Source organism: Luteolibacter ambystomatis (assembly GCF_018137965.1).
Lineage (GTDB): Bacteria > Verrucomicrobiota > Verrucomicrobiia > Verrucomicrobiales > Akkermansiaceae > Luteolibacter > Luteolibacter ambystomatis.
In genome coordinates this window covers 4,975,095-4,996,821 of sequence record NZ_CP073100.1, presented here as the reverse complement: position 1 = coordinate 4,996,821, position 21,727 = coordinate 4,975,095, and the positions used below count along the sequence as shown (strand labels likewise).

20 protein-coding genes and 1 riboswitch are annotated in these 21,727 nt (G+C 62.5%); of the genes, 9 read left to right on the top strand and 11 right to left on the bottom strand.

The features are described 5' to 3' along the window. The first annotated feature begins 7 nt into the window (after positions 1 to 7). Both KBB96_RS19515 and KBB96_RS19510 read left to right on the top strand, forming a co-directional pair. On the top strand, positions 8 to 910 hold the full coding sequence (locus KBB96_RS19515; protein WP_211631170.1) for a hypothetical protein: 903 nt from the start codon (positions 8 to 10) through the stop codon (positions 908 to 910). Between the two features lie 3 nt (positions 911 to 913). Then, entirely contained in the window at positions 914 to 1,828 is a 915-nt protein-coding gene (locus KBB96_RS19510; RefSeq protein ID WP_211631169.1) for a hypothetical protein, read from the top strand. Between the two features lie 52 nt (positions 1,829 to 1,880). Here the strand turns inward: KBB96_RS19510 and KBB96_RS19505 are convergent, their stop codons facing one another. The 9 genes from KBB96_RS19505 to KBB96_RS19465 all read right to left on the bottom strand — a co-directional run bounded on the left by KBB96_RS19505 (position 1,881) and on the right by KBB96_RS19465 (position 10,491). Beyond that, a complete protein-coding gene (locus KBB96_RS19505) occupies positions 1,881 to 3,251 on the bottom strand; it encodes an alpha-L-fucosidase (protein ID WP_211631168.1) in 1,371 nt (456 codons plus the stop codon). 84 nt (positions 3,252 to 3,335) lie between these two features. Next, positions 3,336 to 4,256 (bottom strand): L,D-transpeptidase, encoded by a 921-nt coding sequence (locus KBB96_RS19500; RefSeq protein ID WP_211631167.1) that lies wholly within the window; start codon positions 4,254 to 4,256, stop codon positions 3,336 to 3,338. Next, a complete protein-coding gene (locus KBB96_RS19495) occupies positions 4,208 to 4,504 on the bottom strand; it encodes a hypothetical protein (RefSeq protein WP_211631166.1) in 297 nt (98 codons plus the stop codon). Before KBB96_RS19495 ends, KBB96_RS19500 begins: the two co-directional genes overlap by 49 nt. 13 nt (positions 4,505 to 4,517) lie before the next feature. Continuing rightward, a complete protein-coding gene (gene hflX / locus KBB96_RS19490) occupies positions 4,518 to 5,816 on the bottom strand; it encodes a GTPase HflX (RefSeq protein WP_211631165.1) in 1,299 nt (432 codons plus the stop codon). A gap of 61 nt (positions 5,817 to 5,877) precedes the next feature. After that, positions 5,878 to 6,216 (bottom strand): hypothetical protein, encoded by a 339-nt coding sequence (locus KBB96_RS19485; protein ID WP_211631164.1) that lies wholly within the window; start codon positions 6,214 to 6,216, stop codon positions 5,878 to 5,880. Beyond that, positions 6,213 to 6,599, bottom strand: a complete 387-nt coding sequence (locus KBB96_RS19480; RefSeq protein ID WP_211631163.1) for a hypothetical protein — start codon at positions 6,597 to 6,599, stop codon at positions 6,213 to 6,215. The genes KBB96_RS19485 and KBB96_RS19480 overlap by 4 nt, the downstream gene beginning before the upstream one ends. Positions 6,600 to 6,696: 97 nt before the next feature. Continuing rightward, the gene (locus KBB96_RS19475) at positions 6,697 to 7,605 is read right to left on the bottom strand and encodes a hypothetical protein (RefSeq protein WP_211631162.1); all 909 of its coding nucleotides are present in this window, start codon (positions 7,603 to 7,605) and stop codon (positions 6,697 to 6,699) included. Between the two features lie 13 nt (positions 7,606 to 7,618). Beyond that, entirely contained in the window at positions 7,619 to 9,616 is a 1,998-nt protein-coding gene (locus KBB96_RS19470; protein ID WP_211631161.1) for a TonB-dependent receptor, read from the bottom strand. A gap of 95 nt (positions 9,617 to 9,711) precedes the next feature. Continuing rightward, positions 9,712 to 10,491 carry a DUF4465 domain-containing protein gene (locus tag KBB96_RS19465; RefSeq protein WP_211631160.1) on the bottom strand — a complete coding sequence of 260 codons (780 nt, stop codon included), beginning with the start codon at positions 10,489 to 10,491 and terminating at the stop codon, positions 9,712 to 9,714. Positions 10,492 to 10,648: 157 nt separating this feature from the next. Further along, a riboswitch (cobalamin riboswitch) is annotated at positions 10,649 to 10,787 on the bottom strand. A gap of 154 nt (positions 10,788 to 10,941) precedes the next feature. On the opposite strand from KBB96_RS19465, the gene KBB96_RS19460 reads away from it, so the two are divergent. From KBB96_RS19460 to KBB96_RS19445, 4 genes are read left to right on the top strand one after another with little or no spacing between them, the layout of a single operon-like run. Then, positions 10,942 to 12,114 (top strand): GAF domain-containing sensor histidine kinase, encoded by a 1,173-nt coding sequence (locus KBB96_RS19460; protein ID WP_211631159.1) that lies wholly within the window; start codon positions 10,942 to 10,944, stop codon positions 12,112 to 12,114. A 17-nt stretch (positions 12,115 to 12,131) separates the two neighbouring features. Beyond that, complete coding sequence (locus tag KBB96_RS19455; RefSeq protein ID WP_211631158.1) at positions 12,132 to 12,923, top strand: transporter substrate-binding domain-containing protein; 792 nt, start codon at positions 12,132 to 12,134, stop codon at positions 12,921 to 12,923. Between the two features lie 6 nt (positions 12,924 to 12,929). Beyond that, complete coding sequence (locus KBB96_RS19450; RefSeq protein WP_211631157.1) at positions 12,930 to 13,706, top strand: amino acid ABC transporter permease; 777 nt, start codon at positions 12,930 to 12,932, stop codon at positions 13,704 to 13,706. Next, positions 13,696 to 14,427: an amino acid ABC transporter ATP-binding protein gene (locus tag KBB96_RS19445; RefSeq protein WP_211631156.1), complete on the top strand. Its 732-nt coding sequence runs from the start codon at positions 13,696 to 13,698 to the stop codon at positions 14,425 to 14,427. The genes KBB96_RS19450 and KBB96_RS19445 overlap by 11 nt, the downstream gene beginning before the upstream one ends. On the opposite strand, the gene KBB96_RS19440 is transcribed toward KBB96_RS19445, so the two are convergent. Further along, complete coding sequence (locus KBB96_RS19440; protein ID WP_211631155.1) at positions 14,428 to 15,507, bottom strand: substrate-binding domain-containing protein; 1,080 nt, start codon at positions 15,505 to 15,507, stop codon at positions 14,428 to 14,430. Between the two features lie 137 nt (positions 15,508 to 15,644). Here KBB96_RS19440 and KBB96_RS19435 point away from each other — a divergent pair, with 137 nt between their 5' ends. The 3 genes from KBB96_RS19435 (at position 15,645) to KBB96_RS19425 (ending at position 21,100) form a co-directional block, all read left to right on the top strand. Beyond that, on the top strand, positions 15,645 to 17,630 hold the full coding sequence (locus KBB96_RS19435; RefSeq protein WP_211631154.1) for a beta strand repeat-containing protein: 1,986 nt from the start codon (positions 15,645 to 15,647) through the stop codon (positions 17,628 to 17,630). Positions 17,631 to 17,754: 124 nt separating this feature from the next. Next, a complete protein-coding gene (locus KBB96_RS19430; protein ID WP_211631153.1) occupies positions 17,755 to 20,283 on the top strand; it encodes an alpha-N-acetylglucosaminidase in 2,529 nt (842 codons plus the stop codon). A gap of 73 nt (positions 20,284 to 20,356) precedes the next feature. Beyond that, positions 20,357 to 21,100, top strand: a complete 744-nt coding sequence (locus KBB96_RS19425; protein ID WP_211631152.1) for a spermidine synthase — start codon at positions 20,357 to 20,359, stop codon at positions 21,098 to 21,100. 18 nt (positions 21,101 to 21,118) lie between these two features. Here KBB96_RS19425 and KBB96_RS19420 read toward each other — a convergent pair whose 3' ends face one another. Continuing rightward, on the bottom strand, positions 21,119 to 21,700 hold the full coding sequence (locus KBB96_RS19420; protein ID WP_211631151.1) for a hypothetical protein: 582 nt from the start codon (positions 21,698 to 21,700) through the stop codon (positions 21,119 to 21,121). Between the last annotated feature and the right edge of the window lie 27 nt (positions 21,701 to 21,727).

Below are 21,727 nucleotides of genomic sequence, written 5' to 3'. Positions count from 1 at the left end.
CGCAACCATGGGACTCGATATTTCCAGCGGCCGCGGGGCGGGTGTGATGGGCACGCTTGTGGCAGCCCTCGTTCTCGGTGGCTTCGTCGTCCTCTACTTCTTCGTCTTCGACGAGAGCATGGCCGGTGGCCGTAGCATCGAATCGGTGATCAAGGAACAACGGGAGGAAATCGACCGGCTCAAGGACTGGGCTGGCAACCAGACCAATGTTCTCGAAACCCGCGCCAACTTCAGGACCATCGCCGCGGAGGCGGACCAGATGCAGCGCAAGGCCCGCGAGATCAAAGGCGATCTCGATACCCAGGTGAGCCTGGTTTCCCGCATCCAATCGGAAATCGCACAGGTCAAGACGAAGGACGCCGCCTACCGGGCCGCCTACCGCAGCCAGATCCGCAATGAAGGCAAGGGCCTGACCTATGCCCAATTGAAGACGCTCTCCGGAAAGGTCTATCAGACCGTGGTGGTGAGCAAGGTGGACGCCGTCGGCATGAACATCCAGCACCAGGATGGCACTGCCCGAGTGGAGTTCGAGAACCTTCCTCCCGAGATCGGCGAGCATTTCCAATACGATCCGAACGAGAAAAAGGAAGCGATCAACAGCGAGCGGGACCAATCCGCCGCCTATAACACGACCATCGACCAAGGCATCCAAAAGGCCGGAGAGGCCAACAATGCAGCGAAAGCCACCCAGACGGTGGATGCCGCGGCGGAAATCGAAAAGCTCCAGATTCTCATCACCCAGCTTGGAGAGGAGATCGAGAAGACCGAACGGGAGATGAAGATAGCCAAAGCGCGGGAAAACATCTTCAATCCAGCCCCGTTCCAAGCCAAGATCAAGAGCCTCCAGACCCGGCGGGCCACGGCTCTCGCCCGCGTGGAGTCTCTCCGCACGCAAGCCAAGCCCCGCTGAGCGATGAGTGACAACTCGGGCACCTACATGGTGGTGGGCGGCATGATCCTGCTGGTTTTCGGCGGGATATTCCTCTCCGTGGCCGCGGACCAGCGCAGCTCCTTTCTCAGCGCCAACAAAGCGGTCAACCAGGACATCAGGAACAACGAGGAACTCCTCACCTCCCTGACACCCCGCCTTCAGCGGCTGAAACAACTCGACGCCACGGCCAGCCCGAGGTTGGAACAGGCCGCTGAACTGGAGGCCATCGAGGGCAGGCTGGTGGACCAGCAACTGCAACTCGATTCCCTGCGGACCCGTTCCGCGGCACTGAAGACCTCGCTGCTTTCCGTGGGGGACAGCTACGAGAAATATCGTACCACCTATCGCAAGGGCATCTGGGATGCCGCCGCCAACGAAAAGATGCCGGAACTGGTCCTGCGCAACGGACGCCGCTACCAGGACGTGACCATCCTGCGGGTGACCCCCGTGGGATTGGAGATCAGCCATTCGGACGGCAACGCGCGTGTCAGCGCCGCCGATCTCGACGGCAAATGGCAGGAGCGATTCCAATGGAAGGACGATGAGCGCCTCGAAGTGCTCAAACGCGAACGCGAGGCGCTCCAGCAGGCGGCCAACGCTCCCGTCCCTCCTGTTCCCAGCGGCAACCTGGCTCCGGCGCCCGCCGGTTCCAGCAATGACCTCGACCGGCTCCAGATCGAGTTCAACGCATGGAATGCGAAGGTTGCAGCCCTGCGCGCCCAGCGTGACGAAGCCCTCTCCCGCAGCAATGGCAGCAGCCAGTCACCTCCCGGCACCTTGGAAACATGGGCCGCGCGGGCGACACGCCTTTCCGGCGAACTCGACCGGGCCGTGCAATACTGTGAGCAGGCGAGAAGACGCTTGGAAAACGCCGGGCGTCCCCAGCCGGTCTATTGATCCCCCACCCGGACCGCTCCCCGTGAAAGGAGCGGTCGCAGGGTGAAGAAGGTCACTTCTCGATCTCAAGGGTGAAGACGCTGTCCAGCACGTCGGGAGCGGTCAACGGTAGATCGAGCAACGTTTCCCCTTCAAAGCGGATGCTCTTCGCTCCGTCCTTGGTCATGAGCGTGCAGGACTTGATTTTTCCCGGCAGTCCCTTGACCGGCAGTTTGTCGGTCTCGGGCCACTGGAACGCGTGGATGAAGACTTTGTCATCCTTGCGGGTGGCGTAGGTGCCTGCGGGCAGAGTCAGGGCGAGACCTTCGGTTCCATAGATGGATGCGCCATTGCTCTTCATCCACACACCAATGGGTTCCATGCGCTCCACGTCCTTCTCATTGAAAGAGCCATCCCCCTTCGGACCGATGTTGAGCACGAAGTTCCCGCTCATCGCGGCGCTGCGGACCAGCATTTCCAGCAGGGTCTTCGGCGTCTTGCGCCCCACGCCGGACCAAGTCTTGTGATAGCCCCACGAGTTCTCCGGAATGGTCATGCAGGCCTCCCAATCGAGCAGCGGCTGGGTCTTCGGCAGCTTGCGCTCATAGCCCGAGTTGTAGTCGGCGAAGCTGTCATACGCACGCACGCGGTCGCCGAGCACGATGCCGGGCTTCAGCTCGCGTAACCAGGCTTCCAGCCCCTTGCCGATGTCCGGATGATTCTTGTAGGAAGCGTCCCAGCGGCCATCGAACCACAGACCCTTGATGTCGCCGAAGTCGGTGAGCAGCTCCTTGAGCTGACCTTTCATGAATTCCAGGTAGCGCGCGTAGGCGGCCTGATCCTCCGGAGTCTTCGGATCGGCGGCGCGATAGTCCGGATGGTGCCAGTCGATGATGGAGTAGTAGAAATACATGTCCATGCCCTCGGCTCGGACCGCGTCCGCGAGCTCCTTGAGCACGGCGTGCTTCGTCGGTGAGGAGCCGATGTCGTAGTCGGTGAGCTTGCTGTCCCACAGGCAGAAGCCGTCGTGATGCTTGGTGGTGATGATCACGTACTTCGCGCCCATCCTGCGGATGTCCGCAGCCCACTTCTTCGCATCGAAGTTCTCCAGAGTGAACTGCTTCACCAGCTTGTCGTATTCCGCGGAAGGAATGCGGCCCCCGACCTTGATCCACTCCGCGGCTCCCGGCACTTCCTTGCCATTCCACTGTCCGCCGAGAATCGAATACGTGCCGAAGTGAATGAAGCAGCCGAAGCGGTTGTCCCGCCATTTCTCCATCGCCGGATCGGTACGGCGCACCCAGCCCTTCAGATCAGGCGTCTCCGAGTTGGCGGTATCGCCCTTCGATTTCGTGAGATCGGCGCCCTTGGTGCCTTCGTCCGCCGCCATCAGCAGCGGAGAAACCAAAAGAGCGGGAACAAGACTGCGGAACAGATGAAACATGCCCTCAGGATCGCTCCTGGAGGTCAGCGAAGAAACGGCAAAAAGCCGATCGAATTGCCTAAATTTACTACGCAGAATCCACCTTCAGCGAATCTCCACCGAAGCTCCGGGACGGATCAATGTGGGCAAACGGATGGCGTCCCAGTTCGCGAGGCGGATACAGCCGTGACTACGGGCACGACCGATCGTTTCCGGTTCACCGGTGCCGTGCATGCCGATGCCCGGTTTGCTCAGCCCCGCCCAGAGGATGCCCACCGGACTGTTCGGTCCGGGTGGAATGTTGATCGATTGCGAACTGCGCACGCCGGTTTCCAGCAGCGATTTGTCGTAGCGCCAGTATGGCAGTTCGAGGCAGTTCTTGAGTTCCCAGATGCCGTATTTGATGAACTTCGGCTGGCCGGGCGTGATCGGGAAGGACGCGACCAGACCGCGGTTCGGGCGCCGCACCTTCACCACGCCATCGGCTTCCTTTTCGGAAACCACGAGTGCGGGAGGCGCGGCCTCAAAGATCCGCACCTGGTTGATCTTGGTATCCACCACCACATGGCGGGAACTCATCACGGTATCTGCCTCGAATTTCTTGCCGGTGATGATCTCGATCGGGAAAGGAACGACATTCGGCACCACCAGCGAGTCGCGCGCCTTGAGATTGCCGAGCTTCTTGCCCGGATTCAGCACGGCGAGGTACTCGTCACTGGTGTGATACCGCTCCGCCATGAACTCGATCACGCTGCGGTAGCTCATGCGCTTCCGCTTCGCCTGGCCTTCGTGATCGGTGGGCAGGGTTGAATCGACCCAATCCTTCACCACGTCCGGCACGATTGCCACGGCGAAGGGGTTCGGCACCGTCTTGCGGGCTTCCGTGAGGAGCGGCTGCCAGTCCTCCGCCGGGTGCCCATGGACCTCGTTCCACGACTGCATCGCCAGTTCCGAGAAACGCCCCGGCTTGCCATCGATCACCCCTGGACCGAACAACGCCTGATCGAGGAAGATCTGGATCCGCACCGCGTCATCGCCGGTTGGCTTGCCATCCGGGGCGGGCGGGTGGGAGCGGTCGTCTCCGCGGACGGCAGCGGCTTGGCCGCAGCCGGAGCGACGGCGGAGGGAGCCACACGCTGCGGCGTGGGATCGACCTGCGGCAGCTCCTCGATATCCACGGGGATGGCCTTCAGGACCGGAGCCTCAGGCTCGGCGGCGCGGAGTCCGGAAACCAACATCAAAACAGGAAGAACGACAGCGAATCGGCGGATCATGCGGACGGGAATGTTACGCGGGCAGTTCGGTGAATGATTCAAGGCGGCCGGCAATCGATGCCGGAACCACGGCGGTGACGAGGATGTCATTCCCCTCGTAGTCGGTGGTCAGCACTTTGGCATCGCGGTGCAGCAGGCTGACCAGATCCGCGCGGTGCTGGGGAATGCGGTAGTGGCAGCGGCGGACACGGTCGGCCATCACCTCGCTGCACTTCTGAAGCAGGCGTTCGGTGCCCTCGCCCGTGGCGGCGGAGACATGCAGGGAATCCGGGAAAAGCCGGTCCAAGGCGCGCAAGGTCTCGGGATCGGTTACGAGATCGATCTTGTTCAGCACCGTCACCACCTGCTTTTCCTCGGCTCCGAGTTCCTTCAGCACTTCCAGCGTGGTGTCGTGGAAGCGTTCGATCTCCGGCGAGGTGGCATCGAGCACGTGGATCAGGAAATCCGCGAGCACGGCTTCCTCAAGGGTCGCCTTGAACGCCTCCACCAGCCGGTGCGGAAGATTGCGGACGAAGCCCACCGTATCGGTGAGCAGCAGCGGCTGGCCGTCCGGCAATTCGATCTTGCGCGTGGTGGTGTCCAGCGTGGCGAAAAGCATGTCCTTTGAGAGGACGTCGGAACCGCTGAGTCTGTTCAGCAGCGTGGACTTGCCCGCGTTGGTATAGCCCACGATCGCGGCGTGCGGAGTTTCCAAACGCTCGCGCTCCTTGCGCTGGGTGGCGCGCTGCTTGCGGACCTCTTCCAGTTCGCGGCGCGCGCGGTCGATGCGGACGTGCGCCATGCGGCGGTCCACTTCGATCTGCTTTTCACCCATGCCGCGGTTCGCCGCGCCGCCGCCTCCGGCACCACCGCCGCCTTCGCGGTCAAGGTGGCCCCACATCCGCGCCATGCGCGGCAGGGCGTATTGCATCCGGGCGAGCTCGACCTGAAGGCGGGCTTCCTTGGTCTGGGCGCGCTTGGCGAAAATATCGAGAATCACTTCCTCGCGGTCGATCACGCAGGTGTCGCCTTCACGCTCCCAGGTCCGCTGCTGGTGCGGGGCGAGCTGGTTGTCGAAAACGATCACATCGCATTCGTGGGCCTTGGCCAGCGCGATGATCTCCGCCGCCTTGCCAGTGCCGCAAATGTGCTTCTTGTGCTGCTGGCGGCTGCGCACCAGCACGGACTCGACGATGCCGATGCCCAGCGTGGACACCAGTTCCCCGAGCTCTTCCAACAGCGAAGCCGCCTCGTCCTCCTCGCGCGGATCGAAATAGATCCGCACCAGCAGGGCGCGCTCCACCATTTCCGGTTTCTCACGAACCTCGAACATTCCGGCGGGGGGATAACACCGGAAACCCGCGCGCGCGACGGGAAAAAATACGGATCATGGCTCAGCGTTCGTCCTGCAGCCAGCGGGCATGCCCCCACAGGCCCCACACCACGCCGGCAAGGCCGAATGAAAGCAGGATGGATGGGATTGCAATATGCGCGCTGACAGCCACCGGTCCGAGGCTGGCCAAGGTCATCGGAGGCAGCACATACGGAGTCGCCACCAGGATCACCCGGCCCAGCAGAATCGCCACGGCTCCATACGCCATCATGTTGCCACCCCAGGAATGCTCGCGGCGGGCCAGGCGGATGGCCGCCATCGCCAGCATCGCGAGGCCGAGAACCCCGGCCATGTCGATCATGAGGGTGCCTTGGACAAGGAATTCGAGAAATGCGGTCATCGGGTCGTCGGGAGCAAGGTTGCGGAGTGCGCGACCTTGCGGTCGTTGCTGAAAAGGTGCGCGTGAACCGCCAGCCCCCATCCGAAGAGGAGCCAACCGGCGTTCATCGAGACGAGCTTCACCACGTGCCAAGCAAGGGCCGAGGACGTGTCGCCGTGGTGCGAGCCAAGATATTGGATCTTGCCCGCCTCATACATCGGCATCACCAGCGCGTAGCCCATGGAGAGCAGGATCGCTCCCGCCATCATGAGACGCGCCGCCCATCTCGACGCGGAGCGCGAAAGCCTCCACGCGAACAGCAGCAACGACACACCCATCACGATCAGATACACAGGCCTGACCGACTCGATGGATGCCAACAGGAGGGGGGAGCCCGTTTGCATACCCTAACAAAGTGGCACCTCCGCCTTACGCGATCAAGTAAGATGAAGAACGGATGTACTGGTATCTCATGAAAGCTAAGCAACGTCCGGAATCTCTCTACGGATCAATCCGCACCACCCGCCAGTAGCGTGCCTTCTCCCCGCTCACGAACGGATAGGTCCGTGTGGCGAGCCCCGCCGCAGCCGGACCGGGATTGGTTTCCAGAGGAATCCAGATGGAAAGATCCACCGAGGTCTCCACCCGGTAGCTGCTGCCGGGATTACTCTGCCACCGCAGTTGCACCGCGCCGCCCGCGACCGTGGAGACGATCGCTTCCGGCTGGATGTTCTGATGGATCACGCCGATCGCATCCAGATCAAAGCCGCCGGATCCGGTGGTCGGATAAGGATCGTAGATGGAACGATTCGAGCTGTCCTTGGCCGTGCCGTTTCCGATGACATCCACGATGCGGACAAAGCGGACGTGCTGCTTGTCGAGATTCGGCGAATCCGCCACCGAGGCCAGATCGAAAGGAGTGCCATAGCCTTGCTGATACTTGCCCGCAAATCCGTCGATGTTGGTGGGATCGACATTGCCGAAGCCACCCACCGCGCTGGCCGTAAGCGACGCGGTGGGAAACCGGAAGAAGTTCACACCATCGCTGGAGACTTCCACGAAGCCGAGTTCCAGGAAGGTGGCGCTGAAGGAATTCTCGAACACCGCGAAGTCCGCGCCGGCTTCATCTCGGATCGGATGCGGGAACCACATGGTGATGCTGCCATTGTCGCCAAGGCAGACGATGTCGTAGGAATCTCCCTTCGCCTTGCCGAGTGCCTTGTCGGGAGTCTTCCAGGTGGCATCGACGTTTGGACCGTAGGTGGGAGACCAGTAGCCGGAAGCCCACGCGACGAAGCGCGAGTCATCCTTGGAGATCGCCGTGGTAGCGGCCTGTGGTGGAGCGGGCGCATAAGGCCCGGCCGCCACAACAGCAGGTGCGAGAAACAGGATCGAAAAGCGGGCGGTCATGAAAATGGGTGCGTCAAAGTTCGCGACGAATGCCGATTTGAAACTGGCGGCCTGCCGCAGGATACCAGACGCCGCTGTATTTCAGTGTGGCGTATCGTTCGTCGAAGAGATTGTTGACCCGCGCATAGAGCGAGAGTCCGGGCTTGGGTTCGTAGCGAATCATCAGGTTCGTCACCTGATAGGCTGGCAGCTTCTCTCCGGTGTTGAGGAAGTCATTGCCTTCGAAGCAAGAGCTGGTGGCCTGCCACTCCGCTTGCACGGTCCAATCGACATGCGGATGCATCGCCACGGTCGCGGAGACATGCTGGCGGGGCACCAGATAGACCTCACGGCCTTCATAATGTCCATCCGCGAACTCCGCTTTCAGACAAGTGTAGCGCACATCCACATCCCAGAAGCTGCTTTGATAGCCACCATTGAGTTCAACGCCAACGCGGCGAGTATCGGCGAGGTTCACGTTCAGGTTCTGCGTGTAATCGTAGAGGATTTCCCCCTCCAGCCACTGGGCGAATGCCGTCGCGCCGAGCGTCCAGCCACCGGGCTTCCACTCGCCGCCGATCTCCACGCCGTGTCCCGTCTCCGCATGCAGCGCGTCATTGAACGGCACCTGCAGGGGATAGCCTTGATACGCGGCGATCTCATCGGTGGCGGGCAGGCGGTAGATCTTGTCGTAGCGCAGCCACGCGGATCGATCCTTGTCCGGTTCCCATTTCAGCCCGGCCCGTGCCGCCCAGTTGTCCTCACGATGGTCCCGGGAAAAGTTGAGCAGCGGGTCCGATGGGAACATGAAATCACGGCTGGCTCCTTCCAGCTCCGCGGCCTCCCAGCGCAGCGCGCCGCTGAGATGCCAGCCGGGACGATACTCCCACTCCGCCTTGGTGAAGGCTCCGCCCACATCCCGCAACAACAAAGCCTGCCCGGTCTGATGCAGGCGCTGGATCTCCGCGAATTTGGTGATGTCCAGTTCGTCATGCCGGTAGGTGAGCCCCGCTTCCGCGGACCATGTTTCGCCCGCGCGCTTCAATACCGGCGTGAGCGAGATCGTTTGCAGCAGATTGTCCGCATGCGAACCCGGCCCGAAGTTCCATGATTGGTCGCGGCGCAACGTCGAGACCGGCACCTCGAAGGTCCAGTCCCCGCCCTTGCCGAGAAGGATGCTGCCTTCCGTACGGAATGTTCCCTGCTCGTTGAAGTACTGGTTCCCCTGCCCCGCCGCCGCATAGATCGATTGGCGTGGATCGGTGAGATACTGGGTCTTTCCGAGAGGCCCGGGAAATTCGCCGTATTCGTCGGCATAGGAAACGCCCAACCGTGCCACGGTCCCGGGGAAAATCTCGCGCTTCCACCGCACGCCGAATGAATCCACCTCGCTGGCGGCATTGTCACGCCAGCCATCGGTGTAGTTCCGCTCCAGATCGAACGACAGATCGTTGCCATCATACGAACCACGGAAGCTGCCGCGGCCGATGAGCAGTCCATCACTGCCTCCTGCTATTTCGATGCTGGCGGAGGGAACACTGGTACCTTGCCTGGTCACGATGTGGATCACGCCACCGACGGCATGGTTTCCATACAAAGCCGTCTGCGGTCCGCGCAGGATCTCCACCCGCTCGATCTGGGAAACGGGCACCTCCAGCCAGGAAATACCGCCCATGTCCGGGCGGTTCACCGGCTGACCATCCACCATCAACAGCACGCGCAGGTTCGAGTTCTCACCGAAGCCGCGCAGATGCACCTGGGCGTCCGAGAGATTGCCGGAGGTGGTGGTCAGTGGCACTCCGCCCTTTGATGCCAGCAGCTCCGCCACCGAACGCACCCCGGCATTTTTGATCTCCTCCGCCTCGATGATCGTGGCACTGCCCGCGTAGTGCGCGGGCACGATGCTGTCCCGCACCGCCTCCACCAGCACATCCGGTAATACCCTCTCCGGCTCTTCCTCGCCGAGCGCCAGCCCGGCGGCGGAAAACCCCGCCACGATCAGGCCGACCGGAATGAAGTGATGGCGCTTCATGCGATGACGCTTCGGAAAGACCATGGCCGACGGGACGCGCCAGGCATGGCGCGCCCATCAAACCAACAACCGTAAAATCGGAATCGAATGCCGTTTCAGCAGGCGCGCTTGCGGCGAAGCAGCGGCGCGAGACCGGCGAAGGCCAGCACCGCGGTGGACGGCTCGGGGACGAACTGGAGGTTGTCCACGGCGAAGTAGGTCGGCGTGTTGATGCCGAACGCACCGACATCGGACGAGGTCATGCTGAACCTCAATTCGTTCACCCAGCCCAGCGAGCTGAGATCCAGTGTCCGCCAATCCGTCACGATGTAATCCTCGGCGCTGTTGGAGGAGCGGAAGTCGGCGAGATAGAAATTCACCGTCCCGGTGAGCGCATCACCCGCGTAGCCGGAAATCGTCAGCAACAGGTAATCCGGGTCGGTGCCATCCACTCCGCCGAATTTCTTGGCGAAGGCATCGCCATCCTGCATCGACAGGGCGGCATAGGTGATGTTGGTGAGGTCGATGCTTTCGACAAAGCCGCGGTAGCCATCGAAGATGATGGTCGGCTGCGGATCATAGGCCGAATAGTAGCCGACGCCATAGGTCGCGGAACCTCCGGAACCACCGCCCGCAATCGAACTGTACTGGTTGCCAAAGCCCGGCGTGGTGGTGTCCGTGGTATTCGAACGGGCGAAGCCGGACCACGAATCGAAGGAGGAATTGTAGGTGTTGTGAAAGGTCACCTGATTCGCCGTGTCCGTGTAGGCGGAATCATGGACATTCGATTCCGTGGCGAGGCCCGGGGATTCGAAGGTGGTGATCAGGGTCGCGGCACGGGCAAGCGGGAGGGAGGCACCCGCCAGCGCGAGCACCACAAGGGCGTTTCGGTTCATGTGTTCTCGTCAATTCTGGTTCCCGAGAAGAGAACGCGAAACGGGCCGGGAACTCCCGGCACGCTCTGGCTCCCCGTCACCTTCCTTGCGCGGAAAGGTCTTCACGGCACCACATATCTCGGAGGCTCGGGTGTCGGGACGAGTGGAGCGGGACGAAGTATTCGGACTCCCGGTTGTGGAGAAGCCGGAGCTTCGCCGCCTCCTTCCCGCCTTCACCTCCACCGGAGTGGAAATTGGCATGGGGAATTCGTCACCGGATACCGCAGCGCGACTGTTCCGGGCTCTCACCGGATTCCATGCGTCCCGCGCCAAGTCATCGGCAGTGATCCCAACAGGGGGGCGCGGACCTGACAAGTGTGAAGAATGAATGACCCATTTTGGCAGGCCTTGTCCATGACGTGACCGCGTGGGATGGAATTTATGGTATTCTGGCGCATCATACGACCCTCCATGCATTGTGTCTCCCCCCTGAACGACCCCGTGCGGCTGGCAGCCCTGAAGGCCACGCGTCTGCTGGACTCCCCTCCCGAGGAGGAATTCGACCGGATCACGCGACTCGCGGCGCGGATGGTCGGTGCCCCGGTGTGCCTGGTCTCGCTGGTGGATGATGCCCGCCAGTTTTTCAAAAGCGCCACCGGCCTGCCTGCGGAAGTCCGGGAAACCCCGCTGAGCCATTCCTTCTGCCAATACGCGGTGACCAGCCGCCAGCGGCTGAAGATCGAGGACGCGCGGAGCGACCCCCGGGTTGCGGACAACGGCGCCGTGCATGACCTCGGCGTCATCGCCTACCTCGGATTCCCGCTGGCGGGCGAGGATGGCACGGTCTGGGGCTCGTTTTGCGTGATCGATACCAAGCCCCGCCAGTGGACCGCGGAGGAAGAGGTCACCGTGGGCGAGTTTGCCGCGATCGTGGCGAATCTCATCGAACTGCGGCGGACTTCGAACCGGCTGGTGAACCTCATCGAAGTCCTGGCGCATGACTTGAAAAATCCGCTCTCCGGCGTGCGCATGATCGCCGGACTGCTCCACGAAAAAAACGCCGAGCTGCCTTCGGGTTGCCGTCCACTGGTGGACAGCCTGACCGCGGATACCAACCGGGCCTTGGAACTGATCGGGAATGTGGTCGGCCGCTCGCGGCGGTCGTTCGATCCCCAGCCCGCCAGTCCCACGCGGGTGAAGCTGGCGGAATTCTTCGCCGAGATGGGCGAGCGCTTTCATACCGCACTGACCCGGAAAAGCATCCTGCTTTTCACCGAACTCCATCCGGAAGACGCGGCGCTGGACATCGACCGCTGGGCGTTGGGCCACATCGTGGACAATCTGGTTTCCAACGCCATCAAGTTCAGCGCGCCCGAGAGCGCCATCGCGGTGCATGCCCTCGCCTCACCTTCACGGATCACCATCGAAATCCACGACCAGGGGCCGGGCTTCACCGTGGAAGACCTGACACACCTCTACCAACGCTACGCGCGCCTGAGTGCCCGCCCTACCGATGGAGAGGATTCCACCGGCCTGGGCCTCTCGCTGGTGAAAAGACTTGTCGATCAGGCCAACGGCCAGATCGAGTGCCTGTCAAAGCCGGGAGTGGGCACCACTTTCCGTCTCGCTTTTCCGGCACCCTGACTGCTTCCTTCGGAGGCATGCGCCGCCTCTTCACACTCGCCCTCGCGCTGCTGCTCACCGCCTGCCAGAAACCCGCCGCCGATGCCGGGACGGGCGGAGCCCTGCGGGTGGGGATGGAACTGACCTATCCACCCTTCGAAATGCAGGACGCTTCCGGCAAGCCGGACGGTGTGGGTGTGAAACTCGCGGAGGCGCTCGCAAAGGACCTCGGCCGCCCGGTCAGGATCGTGCCGATGGAGTTTTCCGGCCTGATCCCCGCGCTGAAATCCGGCAGTGTGGACGTGGTGATCTCCTCGATGACCGCCACCGACGAACGCCGCCAGTCCATCGATTTCTCCGAGCCCTATGCCTTCACCGGCCTGGCGCTGCTGGTGGGGAAGAACTCGGACATCCAGTCCATCGATGACCTGAAGAAACCCGGTCGCAAGCTGGCCGTGAAAGCCTCCACCACCGGTGAAAGCCGGGCCGCCATCCTGCTGCCGGATGCGAAGCGCACCGCCTACACCGAGGAAACCGCCTGCGTGCAGGAGGTCGCCCAAGGCCGCGCCGATGCCTTTATCTACGACCAGCTTAGTATTTTCCGCTACCAGAAGAACAATGCGGCCACCACCCGCGCGCTGTTGAAGCCCTTCGTCGAGGAATCGTGGGCCGTGGGTATCGCCAAGGGCAACGACACGCTGAAGGAACAGGTGAACGCCTTCATCGAAAAATTCCGCAAGGACGGTGGCTTCGCCAAACTGGGCGACCAGTATCTGTCGGAGGAGAAGCAGTTCTTGGAAAGCCAGGGCATCCCCTTCATTCTGCGTTGATCCGGCATGACGCCCGCCCGCCGACTCACCCTGAACCTGACCGTCGCAACCGCAGTGCTTGCGGCCTTCGCCGCGGTGTGCGTGGTGCTGTTCGGCAGCCTCAAGGGCTGGGATTGGCCGAAGACCTGGCAGTATCGCGAACTGCTGTTCCAAGGATGGAAGACCACCATCCTGCTCTCTCTGGGTTCGCTGGTGGGGAGCACGGTCGTCGGCGTGCTGCTGTTGCTCGGCCAGCGCAGTGGCCTGTGGGCATTGAAATGGCCGTGCCGGTTGTTTCTTGAGTTCGTCCGCGAGACCCCGCTGCTGGTGCAGTTGCTGGTAGGCTATTTCGTCATCTTCGCGCCGCTGTTGTCACGGACGCTCGATGGCTGGGGCTGGGACGACAAGCTGGTGATCGGCATCCTTCTGCTGTCGTTGTTCTCCGGTGCCTATCTCGGGGAAATCCTGCGCGGTGGCGTGGACAGCATTCCCCGCGCGCAGTGGGACTCCGCGCGGGCCGTGGGCTTCAGGACAGGGCAGGTCTATCGCCACGTGATCTTCCCCCAGGCGTTGCGCCGCGTCCTGCCCGCGGTGGCCGGTCAGTTCGTATCGCTCATCAAGGACTCCTCTCTGCTCAGTGTGATCGGCGTGCAGGAGTTTGCCTACCAAGCCAAGGCCTATACCGCGAAAACCTACGGCGGCCTTGAGGCCTACGTCCCACTGGCGGTCGGCTATCTGCTGCTGACCGTGCCGATCGCCTGGCTATCCCACCGGCTGGAACGCCGCTATCGAGATGAAACTTAGCGTCACCGGCCTCACCAAGCGCTACGGCGCGCATCTCGCACTCGATGATCTCTCCATCGAGGTTCCGGAAGCACGCGTGCTGTGCCTGATCGGCCCGTCCGGAGGCGGCAAAAGCACGTTCCTGCGTGTGCTTGGCGGCTTGGAAACACCGGACGAGGGCGGTGTCTCCCTGCTCGGGGTTTCATTGTCGCACTCCGGTGCGGACCTGCTCGCCCATCGCCGCAGAAACGGGTTCCTGTTCCAGCAATTCAATCTCTTCCCGCATCTCTCCGCGCTGCGGAACCTCACCCTGCCGCTGGAGGAAGTGCATGACAAAAAGCCGGAAGAGGCACGCTTCATCGCCCAGGCCGCCTTGGAACGCTTCGGCCTGCTCGCCCACGCCGACAAACTTCCTGCCCAGCTCTCCGGCGGCCAGCAGCAGCGCGTCGGCATCGCGCGCGCCATCGCATCCGAACCGCAGGTGCTGTTCCTGGATGAACCAACGTCCGCACTCGATCCGGAGATGACCGCCGAGGTGCTGGAGCTGATCCAGGAGCTGGCGGAGGAAGGACAGAACATCATCCTCAGCACCCATGAGATGGGCTTCGCCCGCGCCGTCTCGGATCAAGTCGCGTTTCTGGCGGCAGGAAAGATCGTCGAGAGCAGACCGCCCGCGGAATTGTTCGCGGAGCCGAAGTCCCCGCTGTGCCAGCGCTTCCTCTCACGGGTGATGCGCTATTGATCAGTCCTTTCCCGGCCCGGCGACGGTCCCGCCACGATGGTAGGTGGGTTCCAGCCAATCAAAGGAACCTTCTTTTGCCGGTGCGTTTTCCAGCCAGCGCATGACTTTCTGGCACATGGCCTCCACCGGGAACTCGAACCGGTCCGGCTGGGGGTCCAGCCACAGACTCGCCGGGTCGCCCGCAAGCTGGACCACCGAGAGATCCCGGGGAATCCGAACCCGCTGGCGGTGACAGTAGCTGAGGAGGGAGAGGAATTCATTGCTCTCCTTCACGATCACTGCCGTGGGCAGCAGGCGTGGAAACTCACGCGGCCAGAACCCGCGGAGCACATCGGGCAGCCATTCGCCTTGGTCGGGGAACATGGCCTCCAGCTCGATCAGTGGAACTCCGCGGGCCCAGCTCGCAGCGGAAGCTTCGATCGTCCTTTCCCGCATCACCTGCTTGCCGGAAACGATCGGAATCATCAGACGCCGGTGACCTCGCTCCCACAGCATGGCCGCCGCTTTGCAGACCATTCCGCTGAACGACAGCCCCACCCCTTGCAAGGACTGGATTCCTTTGGCGGAGCCGCTGCCTCCAAGTCGGAAGCAGGACACCGGAGCCGACAGAGCCCATTTTTCCAAAGCCTCGCTGGGCGTCTGCAACAACACCCGGTCCGGCCGGTGATCGGCTACCGACCGCTTCATCGACGATACCGCCCTTCTCGGAAATTCGAAATCGAAGTGATGATACACCACCCGCCATCCGCGGCTTTCCGCTTCCTGGAAGATCCGCGTCAACATGGTGCGGTTCACCGGGGAACAATCGTGGAGCGGACGTGGACCAATCACCAACAATGAGCTCTGCCGGCCGGTGCGCTTGCTGGGACTTCTATGGCAGATAGTCCGGCGTTTCCCCGGGGCGGAAGGCCCCACCCAGCCTTCTTCCTCCAGACGTCGCAGAGCCTTCTCGATGGTCTCGCGATTGACCTTCAGGCGCTGCTCCAAGGTGCGGTAGCCGGGCAGTTGGCCGGTCCATTCACCGGCTGCGATGAGATCCCGGAGCACATCCGCCACCTGCTCGCCTTTGCCCCGCCACATGCCGCCATCCTACCGACAGGAGACATGGAGGGAATCCAAAACCGAGTCGGAAAACCACGCGGTCTTGTCCACTCCCGCCCGGTTGCCGAGGCGCAATCCCATGCGCATCGTCTTAATTGCACTCAATCTGCATGCCCATGAAACCCCATTTCCTTGCACTCCCTCTTCTCATCCTGCTCGGGTCGGTTTCCTCCCGCGCCGCATCCGGCACCTGGAGCTCCGACACCGCCGGTGACTGGAGCGACACCACCAAATGGACCGGCGGCATCATGGCGGATGGCGCGGACGCCACCGCCACCTTCACCACGGACATCACCGCGGACCGGATCATCAATCTCGATACGGCCCGCACACTGGGCAATCTGACCTTCGGTGACGCCGCCACCGCCACTGCGGCCTCCTGGACCCTCTCGGGAACCAACACACTGACTTTCCAGACCAGCACCGGCACGCCGACGATCACCCTCAACGCACTCGGCACGGCGAAACCCGCCATCATCTCCGCTCCCATCGCGGGCACCCAAGGACTCAACCTCACCTCCGCCGGTGGCAATGGCACCGTCACGCTCGCTGCAGCGAACACCTATAGCGGCACCACGACCATCGCCTCCGCCGCCAATGGAGCGTCGGTGGTCAACGTCACCAACGCGCAGGCCTTCGGCACGAGTGCCGTCAAAGTGAACGGCAGCAACCAGTTCAGCTCCGCGGTCGCGGTGGCGGCTGGATTGAACATCACCAACGCGCTGACCCTGAAACCCGTCAACTCCGGCAGCGGCCGCGCGCTGGTGTCCCTCGGCAGCGGCGCGACCTGGAGCGGCAGCATCACCCTGGACAACACCACCGCCGCCACCACCGGATTCCCCGCGATTCTCAATGGCGGCACCTCCGCAGCCACGGCCTCCACCGTGGCGGGCAACATCACCTGTCTGCCTGGAACCAATACCAATGCATTGGTTCTCCGAAACTCGAATACCTACGGCAACATCACCGGCTCCATCAATCTGGGCACCGGCACGCTCCAGATCCTGGACAGCACCAAGTGGCAGTTCAGCAACACCTCGAACACGTGGGGCGTCCTCACCATCGACCACAACTCGGCCATCATCTACGTCGGCGCGGCCAACACCCTCAGCCCCACCGGGATCATCGCCGCCAGTACGGGAGTCTCAAGCACCCTGCGGCTGAACAACATGGCGGGCACCCAGAGCTACAATCAGTCCATCGCCGGTTTGAAAGACACCGGCACGGGGAAAGTGAACGTTGCGGCCAGCCAGGCGGTGGCACTGACCTTGAACACCCCGGCCGATGTGTCCGGCTCCGGGATCATTTCCGGTCCGATCTCCATCATCAAAACCGGCACCGCGAAACAAACACTGGCGGGAGCCAACACCTACACCGGCAACACGACGGTAAACCAAGGCTCTCTTTCCCTAACCAGCGCCTACCTGGCGGATGCTTCGAAGGTATTTCTCGCCGCCAGCGGAGCCGTCCTCAACCTGAACTACTCCGGCAGCGATACGATCACGGAACTCTATATCGACGGGATTCTCCAGGTTGCCGGCACATGGGGCTCCAGCACCTCCGGTGCCGCGCACGTGGATGACGCCCATTTCTCCGGCAGCGGCACCCTCACCGTGACCTCCGGTGCCGCCAGCGGCTACGACGGCTGGGCCACCTCGAAAGGCCTGACCTCCGGCAACAGCGCCAAGGATCAGGATGCCGACGGCGACGGCATGAACAACCTGATGGAATTCGCCTTCGATAGAAATCCCCTCTCGGGAGCCGGAGATGGCAAGTCTTTGGTCCGGATCGCCACCGTCGGATCGGAGCGGGTGCTCGTACTCACCACCCCGGTACGCTCCTCCGCCATATTCCCATCGGCAGGAAATCTCGGTGAACTGGTTTCATCCACGGTGGATGGCATCACCTATCACATCCAGGCGGGAACCGACCTCGCGTCTTTCCCGTTCAATGTCGATCAGGTGACAGGAACCAATATCGGAACGCTCCACGACAACCTGCCCGCCCTCACCGGTGGCTGGAGCTACCGTTCGTTCTACGTGCCAGGTTCCGATCCAGCCGGGAACGCGAAGATCTTCATCCGCGCCAAGGTCACGGAGTGATCGGAGAAAAATTTCCCGGGTAGCAATGCAAGAGAGCCCGCCCTGGCATTCCCGGGGCGGGTTTTTCGTGTCAGCACCGGGGTTCGGATGGAATATAAGGAGTCCGCTTTTCCTTTCCGATCCGATGTCACTGCGCCCGCTGCTCTGTTTCCTTGCCTTGTCCCTGCCAACCTTCGCCGAGGCGGAGTCCGCCGTACGCGGATTGATTCATCGTTACGCCCCTTCCCAAGCGGCGAAGATCCAGGTGGAAACGATCCCGGCGACGGAGGGGCGCGACACCTACGAGATCGAGTCGAAGGACGGAGCGATCGTTTTGCGCGGAAACACCGGTGTCGCCCAGTCCTCGGCCTTCTACCACTACCTCAAGGAATACTGCCACGCGCATGTTTCGTGGAACGGCGACAACCTCACGCTGCCCGCCGCACTTCCGGCCGTACCGGAAAAGATCCGCGTCGTCTCTCCGGTGATCCACCGGATGGCCTACAACTACTGCACCCACGGCTACACCATGCCATTCTGGGATGAGGCCCAATGGGACCGCGAACTCGATTGGCTGGCGTTGCACGGCATCAACCTGATCCTCGTCACCGAAGGCCAGGAAGCGGTCTGGCAGAACACTTTCGAGAAATTCGGCTACACCCGGGAGGAAGTGCGCCAATGGCTGTGCTCGCCCGTGCACCAGCCGTGGCAGTTCATGCAGAACATGGAAGGCGTGCTGCCTCCGCCCCAAACGATCATCGACGCCCGCACCCGGCTCGGCCAACACATCGTCACGCGCTGCAAGGAACTCGGCATCCAGCCGATCCTCCAAGGCTACTATGGCATGCTGCCCTCCGGCTTCACGAAAAAGCACGCGGAAGCGAGGGTGCTCCCCCAGGGCGGCTGGGCCGGCGACAACCGCCGTCCGGACATGCTCGATCCCGGCGATCCGCTTTACGCGAAGATCGCGCGGACGTTCATGGAGGAACAACGGAAGATCTACGGCGATGTCTCCTTCCTCGCCGCCGATCCGTTCCATGAAGGCGGCAGTTCCAAGGGCATGGACCGCGGCACGGTCTACAGGCAGGTCCAGGATGCCATGCTCGCCTTCGATCCGAAGATCACGCTGGTGAAGCAGTGCTGGCAGACCTCGAACAAGGAAATGTTCGATGCCGGCAGGAAGGATCAATCGCTCGCACTCGACCTGAACTGCGACTACCGACCTTTCTGGAAACACGCCAATGGCTACGATGGCACACCTTGGACGTGGTGCTTCCTGTTCAACTTCGGTGGCAATCTCGCGCTGGAAGGCAATCCGGCGAAACTGGCCGCGGACTTCGGCGGCACCCTGGCCGACCCGGCCCGGAAGAACCTCACCGGCACCGCCCTGGTGCCGGAAGGATCGCACACCAACCCGATGATGTATGAACTCATGACGGAGATGTCCTGGCGCGGCGCGCCCACGGACGCCACCGCGTGGGTGAACAACTACCTCCACGCTCGCTACGGCACCCGCAGTACTTCCGCCGAGGAAGCCTGGAAAGGCATCCTCGCTACGGCCTATGCGACCAAACCCTCCGAATCCCCCATCAACTCCATCCTCACCGCACGCCCGCGGCTGGACGCCAATCTCAAAGGCCGCACCTGGTCGCCGGGTTCGCGCGTGTCCTACGACAACCGTGATCTGGCCAAGGCCTGGAACATCCTGCTGAAAGCAGCACCGCAGCTCGGCAACAAGGACACCTACCGCTACGATCTCGCCGACGTCAGCCGCCAGACGCTCACCAACCATTCGCGCGCGATCTATGATCGGCTGCTCGCCGCAGCGGAAGCGAAGGATCTCCCGGCCTTCAAACAGAACAAGGACATCCTGCTCGGCCTCATCACCGATCTCGATGAACTGACCGGAACCCGTGCCGATTGGCTGATGGGTGCCTGGGTGTCCGACGCCCGCAAGTGGGGCAATGCCTCCGCTGAAAGCGCCTACATGGATCGGATCGCGCGGATGCTTCTCACCACCTGGGTGGAGAATCCGCAGACCGACCTGGCCGACTACGCCAACCGCGAGTGGAACGGCCTGCTCGGCGAGTACTATCTGCCCCGTTGGAAAATGTTTCTCGATGCCACGGAAACCGCACTCGCCGCCGGCAGGCAACTGGACATGGCCGACTACAACAAGCGGCGCGGTGCGTTCGAGGTGAGCTGGATCAACTCCGGCAAGACCACCATGGCCACCCATCCGAAGGGCGACACCGTGGAAATCTCCCGCAAGCTGCTGCAGAAATATGGTGCGGCCATCCTCGCCATCGATCCACTGCCACGGGTGGAACTTTCCGCCCCGGCTTGGAACAAAAGCACCTTCCGCGGAGGCACCCATGCACGACTGTCCGTCCCGGTCCCTCCCGGGGCCGCCAAGGATGGTGATCTCAAGGTGACCTTCGCCTACAAGTCCGGGCAGAACGCCCTCCAGATCTCCGGCGTCTCGCTGGAGGCGGATGGAAAGATCATCGCCGGGGATGACCATGAGGGTTGGACCGGTTTGGAGAACCGTGCCAACCGCTTCACGGTGGCCATCCCCAACTCGGCCCGCTCCGCCAGAAAACTCGTATTGGTCGCGCGTGTGGAGGCGATGGGCGGCACGGACAGCGCCGGAGACATCGTATGGGAGGACTGAGCGGATTTTTTCCGCATTGTTCTTCTCCGGCACAGGAAGATCACGGTAAGAGGTTGGGTCACCGCCCGCCTGCATGCCGCTCTCGAAAGTCGCCACTGTCGATACCGCGTTCCAACGCGTGGAAGTCTGGAAATCGGACAATCAGGCGGAGTTCCGTGTGGCCGGAGCGATTCACGCCTGGTGGCAGCGCGACCGTTTTCTAACAGGACTGGCCTGGGACAACCTCGCCGCCGCCGCGTTGCTCCGCCCGGCCGGTCCGCCGCGCTCGGTGCTGATGCTCGGGCTCGCCGGTGGCACGACTTTCCGCATCCTCCGCCATCTGCTGCCGGAGGTGGAACTGGTCGCCGTGGACATCGATCCGGGCATTGTGGATCTCGCGCGGGAATACATGGAACTGGATGCCACGCGCATCCAAATCCACCTTGGTGACGCCTATAAGTGGCTGCACAAGAACAAGCGCCGCTTCGATGTGGTCATCGATGATGTCTATCTCGCGGGCAAAACCGATGTCTTCCGTCCCCATGCATGGAACAGCAGGCAACTCGACACGCTCCGCGATGCAGTGGTGCCCGGCGGTCTGCTCGCCGCGAATCTGGTCACCGGTGCCGGCCATCGCATGATGCAGTCGCATTCGCGCCGTGTGTTGTTGGAGTCCTTTCCCGTGGTCCGCAGTGTGACCACCCCGCAAAGTCTCAATGAAACGCTGGTGGCCGGAGACGATGTCCTGTCCGGTCGCGCACTCCGGCCATGGGAGGAGTGTTTCCCACAACGCCGCGACCGTGCGCTGTGGGATATCCTGCAGGTCAGGAAACTGTGAGCACCATCCTCAATCCCCTCACGGTTTGACGCGCAAGCGTCCTGTCCGCGAGCTGAACTCGAGCTTGCCCAGACGGATGAGGGAGGAAATGTCCTCCTCGCGACCGGCCCAGGTATCCACCGGATGCCACGAGCCTTTTCCGCGGATGCTTTCCAACAGATCGTTCAACCGGAGCTCCGTCGCCACGTCGTCAGGCAGCCGTGCCCGCAGCAGGCTCGCGCCTTTCAGCGCCTGCAGCGGACCGGTCAGAAACATCTGGCTAAGCAGCCAGGCCGGACCGGTGATGCGAGCGGTCTGGTTCTGCACCAGCCACCCACCCGCGCTCTCTTCGTTGAAATCGAAAAAGGCCATCGAATCCGCCGGACCATAAAACCCCTGTCCGGCACGCCACCGGCGCCAGCCGGAGGTGGTGAGCACGCTCCAGAATCCCACGATCCCCACCGGCAGCCACCAGCGCTGTTCGGCGAGGTGATCGCGGAAAATCCACAGGAGCAGCCATACCAATCCGGCCGCCATGCCGTAACCGGCCAGCGAGAGCACGAAGGCGCACACCGAACGGAACGTCAGCGACGCATTGAATCTCCGGATCACAGGGGACATTTACTGGCAGGATCGGTTGGACCGTTC

Coding starts and splice junctions, on each gene's coding strand:
- KBB96_RS19470 (WP_211631161.1), bottom strand. CDS start 9,616: ATGAAGCGCCATCACTTCATTCCGGTCGGCCTGATCGTGGCGGGGTTT.
- KBB96_RS19475 (WP_211631162.1), bottom strand. CDS start 7,605: ATGACCGCCCGCTTTTCGATCCTGTTTCTCGCACCTGCTGTTGTGGCG.
- KBB96_RS19460 (WP_211631159.1), top strand. CDS start 10,942: ATGCATTGTGTCTCCCCCCTGAACGACCCCGTGCGGCTGGCAGCCCTG.
- KBB96_RS19440 (WP_211631155.1), bottom strand. CDS start 15,507: ATGTGGCGGGGCAAAGGCGAGCAGGTGGCGGATGTGCTCCGGGATCTC.
- KBB96_RS19435 (WP_211631154.1), top strand. CDS start 15,645: ATGAAACCCCATTTCCTTGCACTCCCTCTTCTCATCCTGCTCGGGTCG.
- KBB96_RS19465 (WP_211631160.1), bottom strand. CDS start 10,491: ATGAACCGAAACGCCCTTGTGGTGCTCGCGCTGGCGGGTGCCTCCCTC.
- KBB96_RS19430 (WP_211631153.1), top strand. CDS start 17,755: ATGTCACTGCGCCCGCTGCTCTGTTTCCTTGCCTTGTCCCTGCCAACC.
- KBB96_RS19485 (WP_211631164.1), bottom strand. CDS start 6,216: ATGACCGCATTTCTCGAATTCCTTGTCCAAGGCACCCTCATGATCGAC.
- KBB96_RS19455 (WP_211631158.1), top strand. CDS start 12,132: ATGCGCCGCCTCTTCACACTCGCCCTCGCGCTGCTGCTCACCGCCTGC.
- KBB96_RS19425 (WP_211631152.1), top strand. CDS start 20,357: ATGCCGCTCTCGAAAGTCGCCACTGTCGATACCGCGTTCCAACGCGTG.
- KBB96_RS19480 (WP_211631163.1), bottom strand. CDS start 6,599: ATGCAAACGGGCTCCCCCCTCCTGTTGGCATCCATCGAGTCGGTCAGG.
- KBB96_RS19495 (WP_211631166.1), bottom strand. CDS start 4,504: ATGATCCGCCGATTCGCTGTCGTTCTTCCTGTTTTGATGTTGGTTTCC.
- KBB96_RS19420 (WP_211631151.1), bottom strand. CDS start 21,700: ATGTCCCCTGTGATCCGGAGATTCAATGCGTCGCTGACGTTCCGTTCG.
- KBB96_RS19510 (WP_211631169.1), top strand. CDS start 914: ATGAGTGACAACTCGGGCACCTACATGGTGGTGGGCGGCATGATCCTG.
- hflX (WP_211631165.1), bottom strand. CDS start 5,816: ATGTTCGAGGTTCGTGAGAAACCGGAAATGGTGGAGCGCGCCCTGCTG.
- KBB96_RS19450 (WP_211631157.1), top strand. CDS start 12,930: ATGACGCCCGCCCGCCGACTCACCCTGAACCTGACCGTCGCAACCGCA.
- KBB96_RS19505 (WP_211631168.1), bottom strand. CDS start 3,251: ATGTTTCATCTGTTCCGCAGTCTTGTTCCCGCTCTTTTGGTTTCTCCG.
- KBB96_RS19515 (WP_211631170.1), top strand. CDS start 8: ATGGGACTCGATATTTCCAGCGGCCGCGGGGCGGGTGTGATGGGCACG.
- KBB96_RS19445 (WP_211631156.1), top strand. CDS start 13,696: ATGAAACTTAGCGTCACCGGCCTCACCAAGCGCTACGGCGCGCATCTC.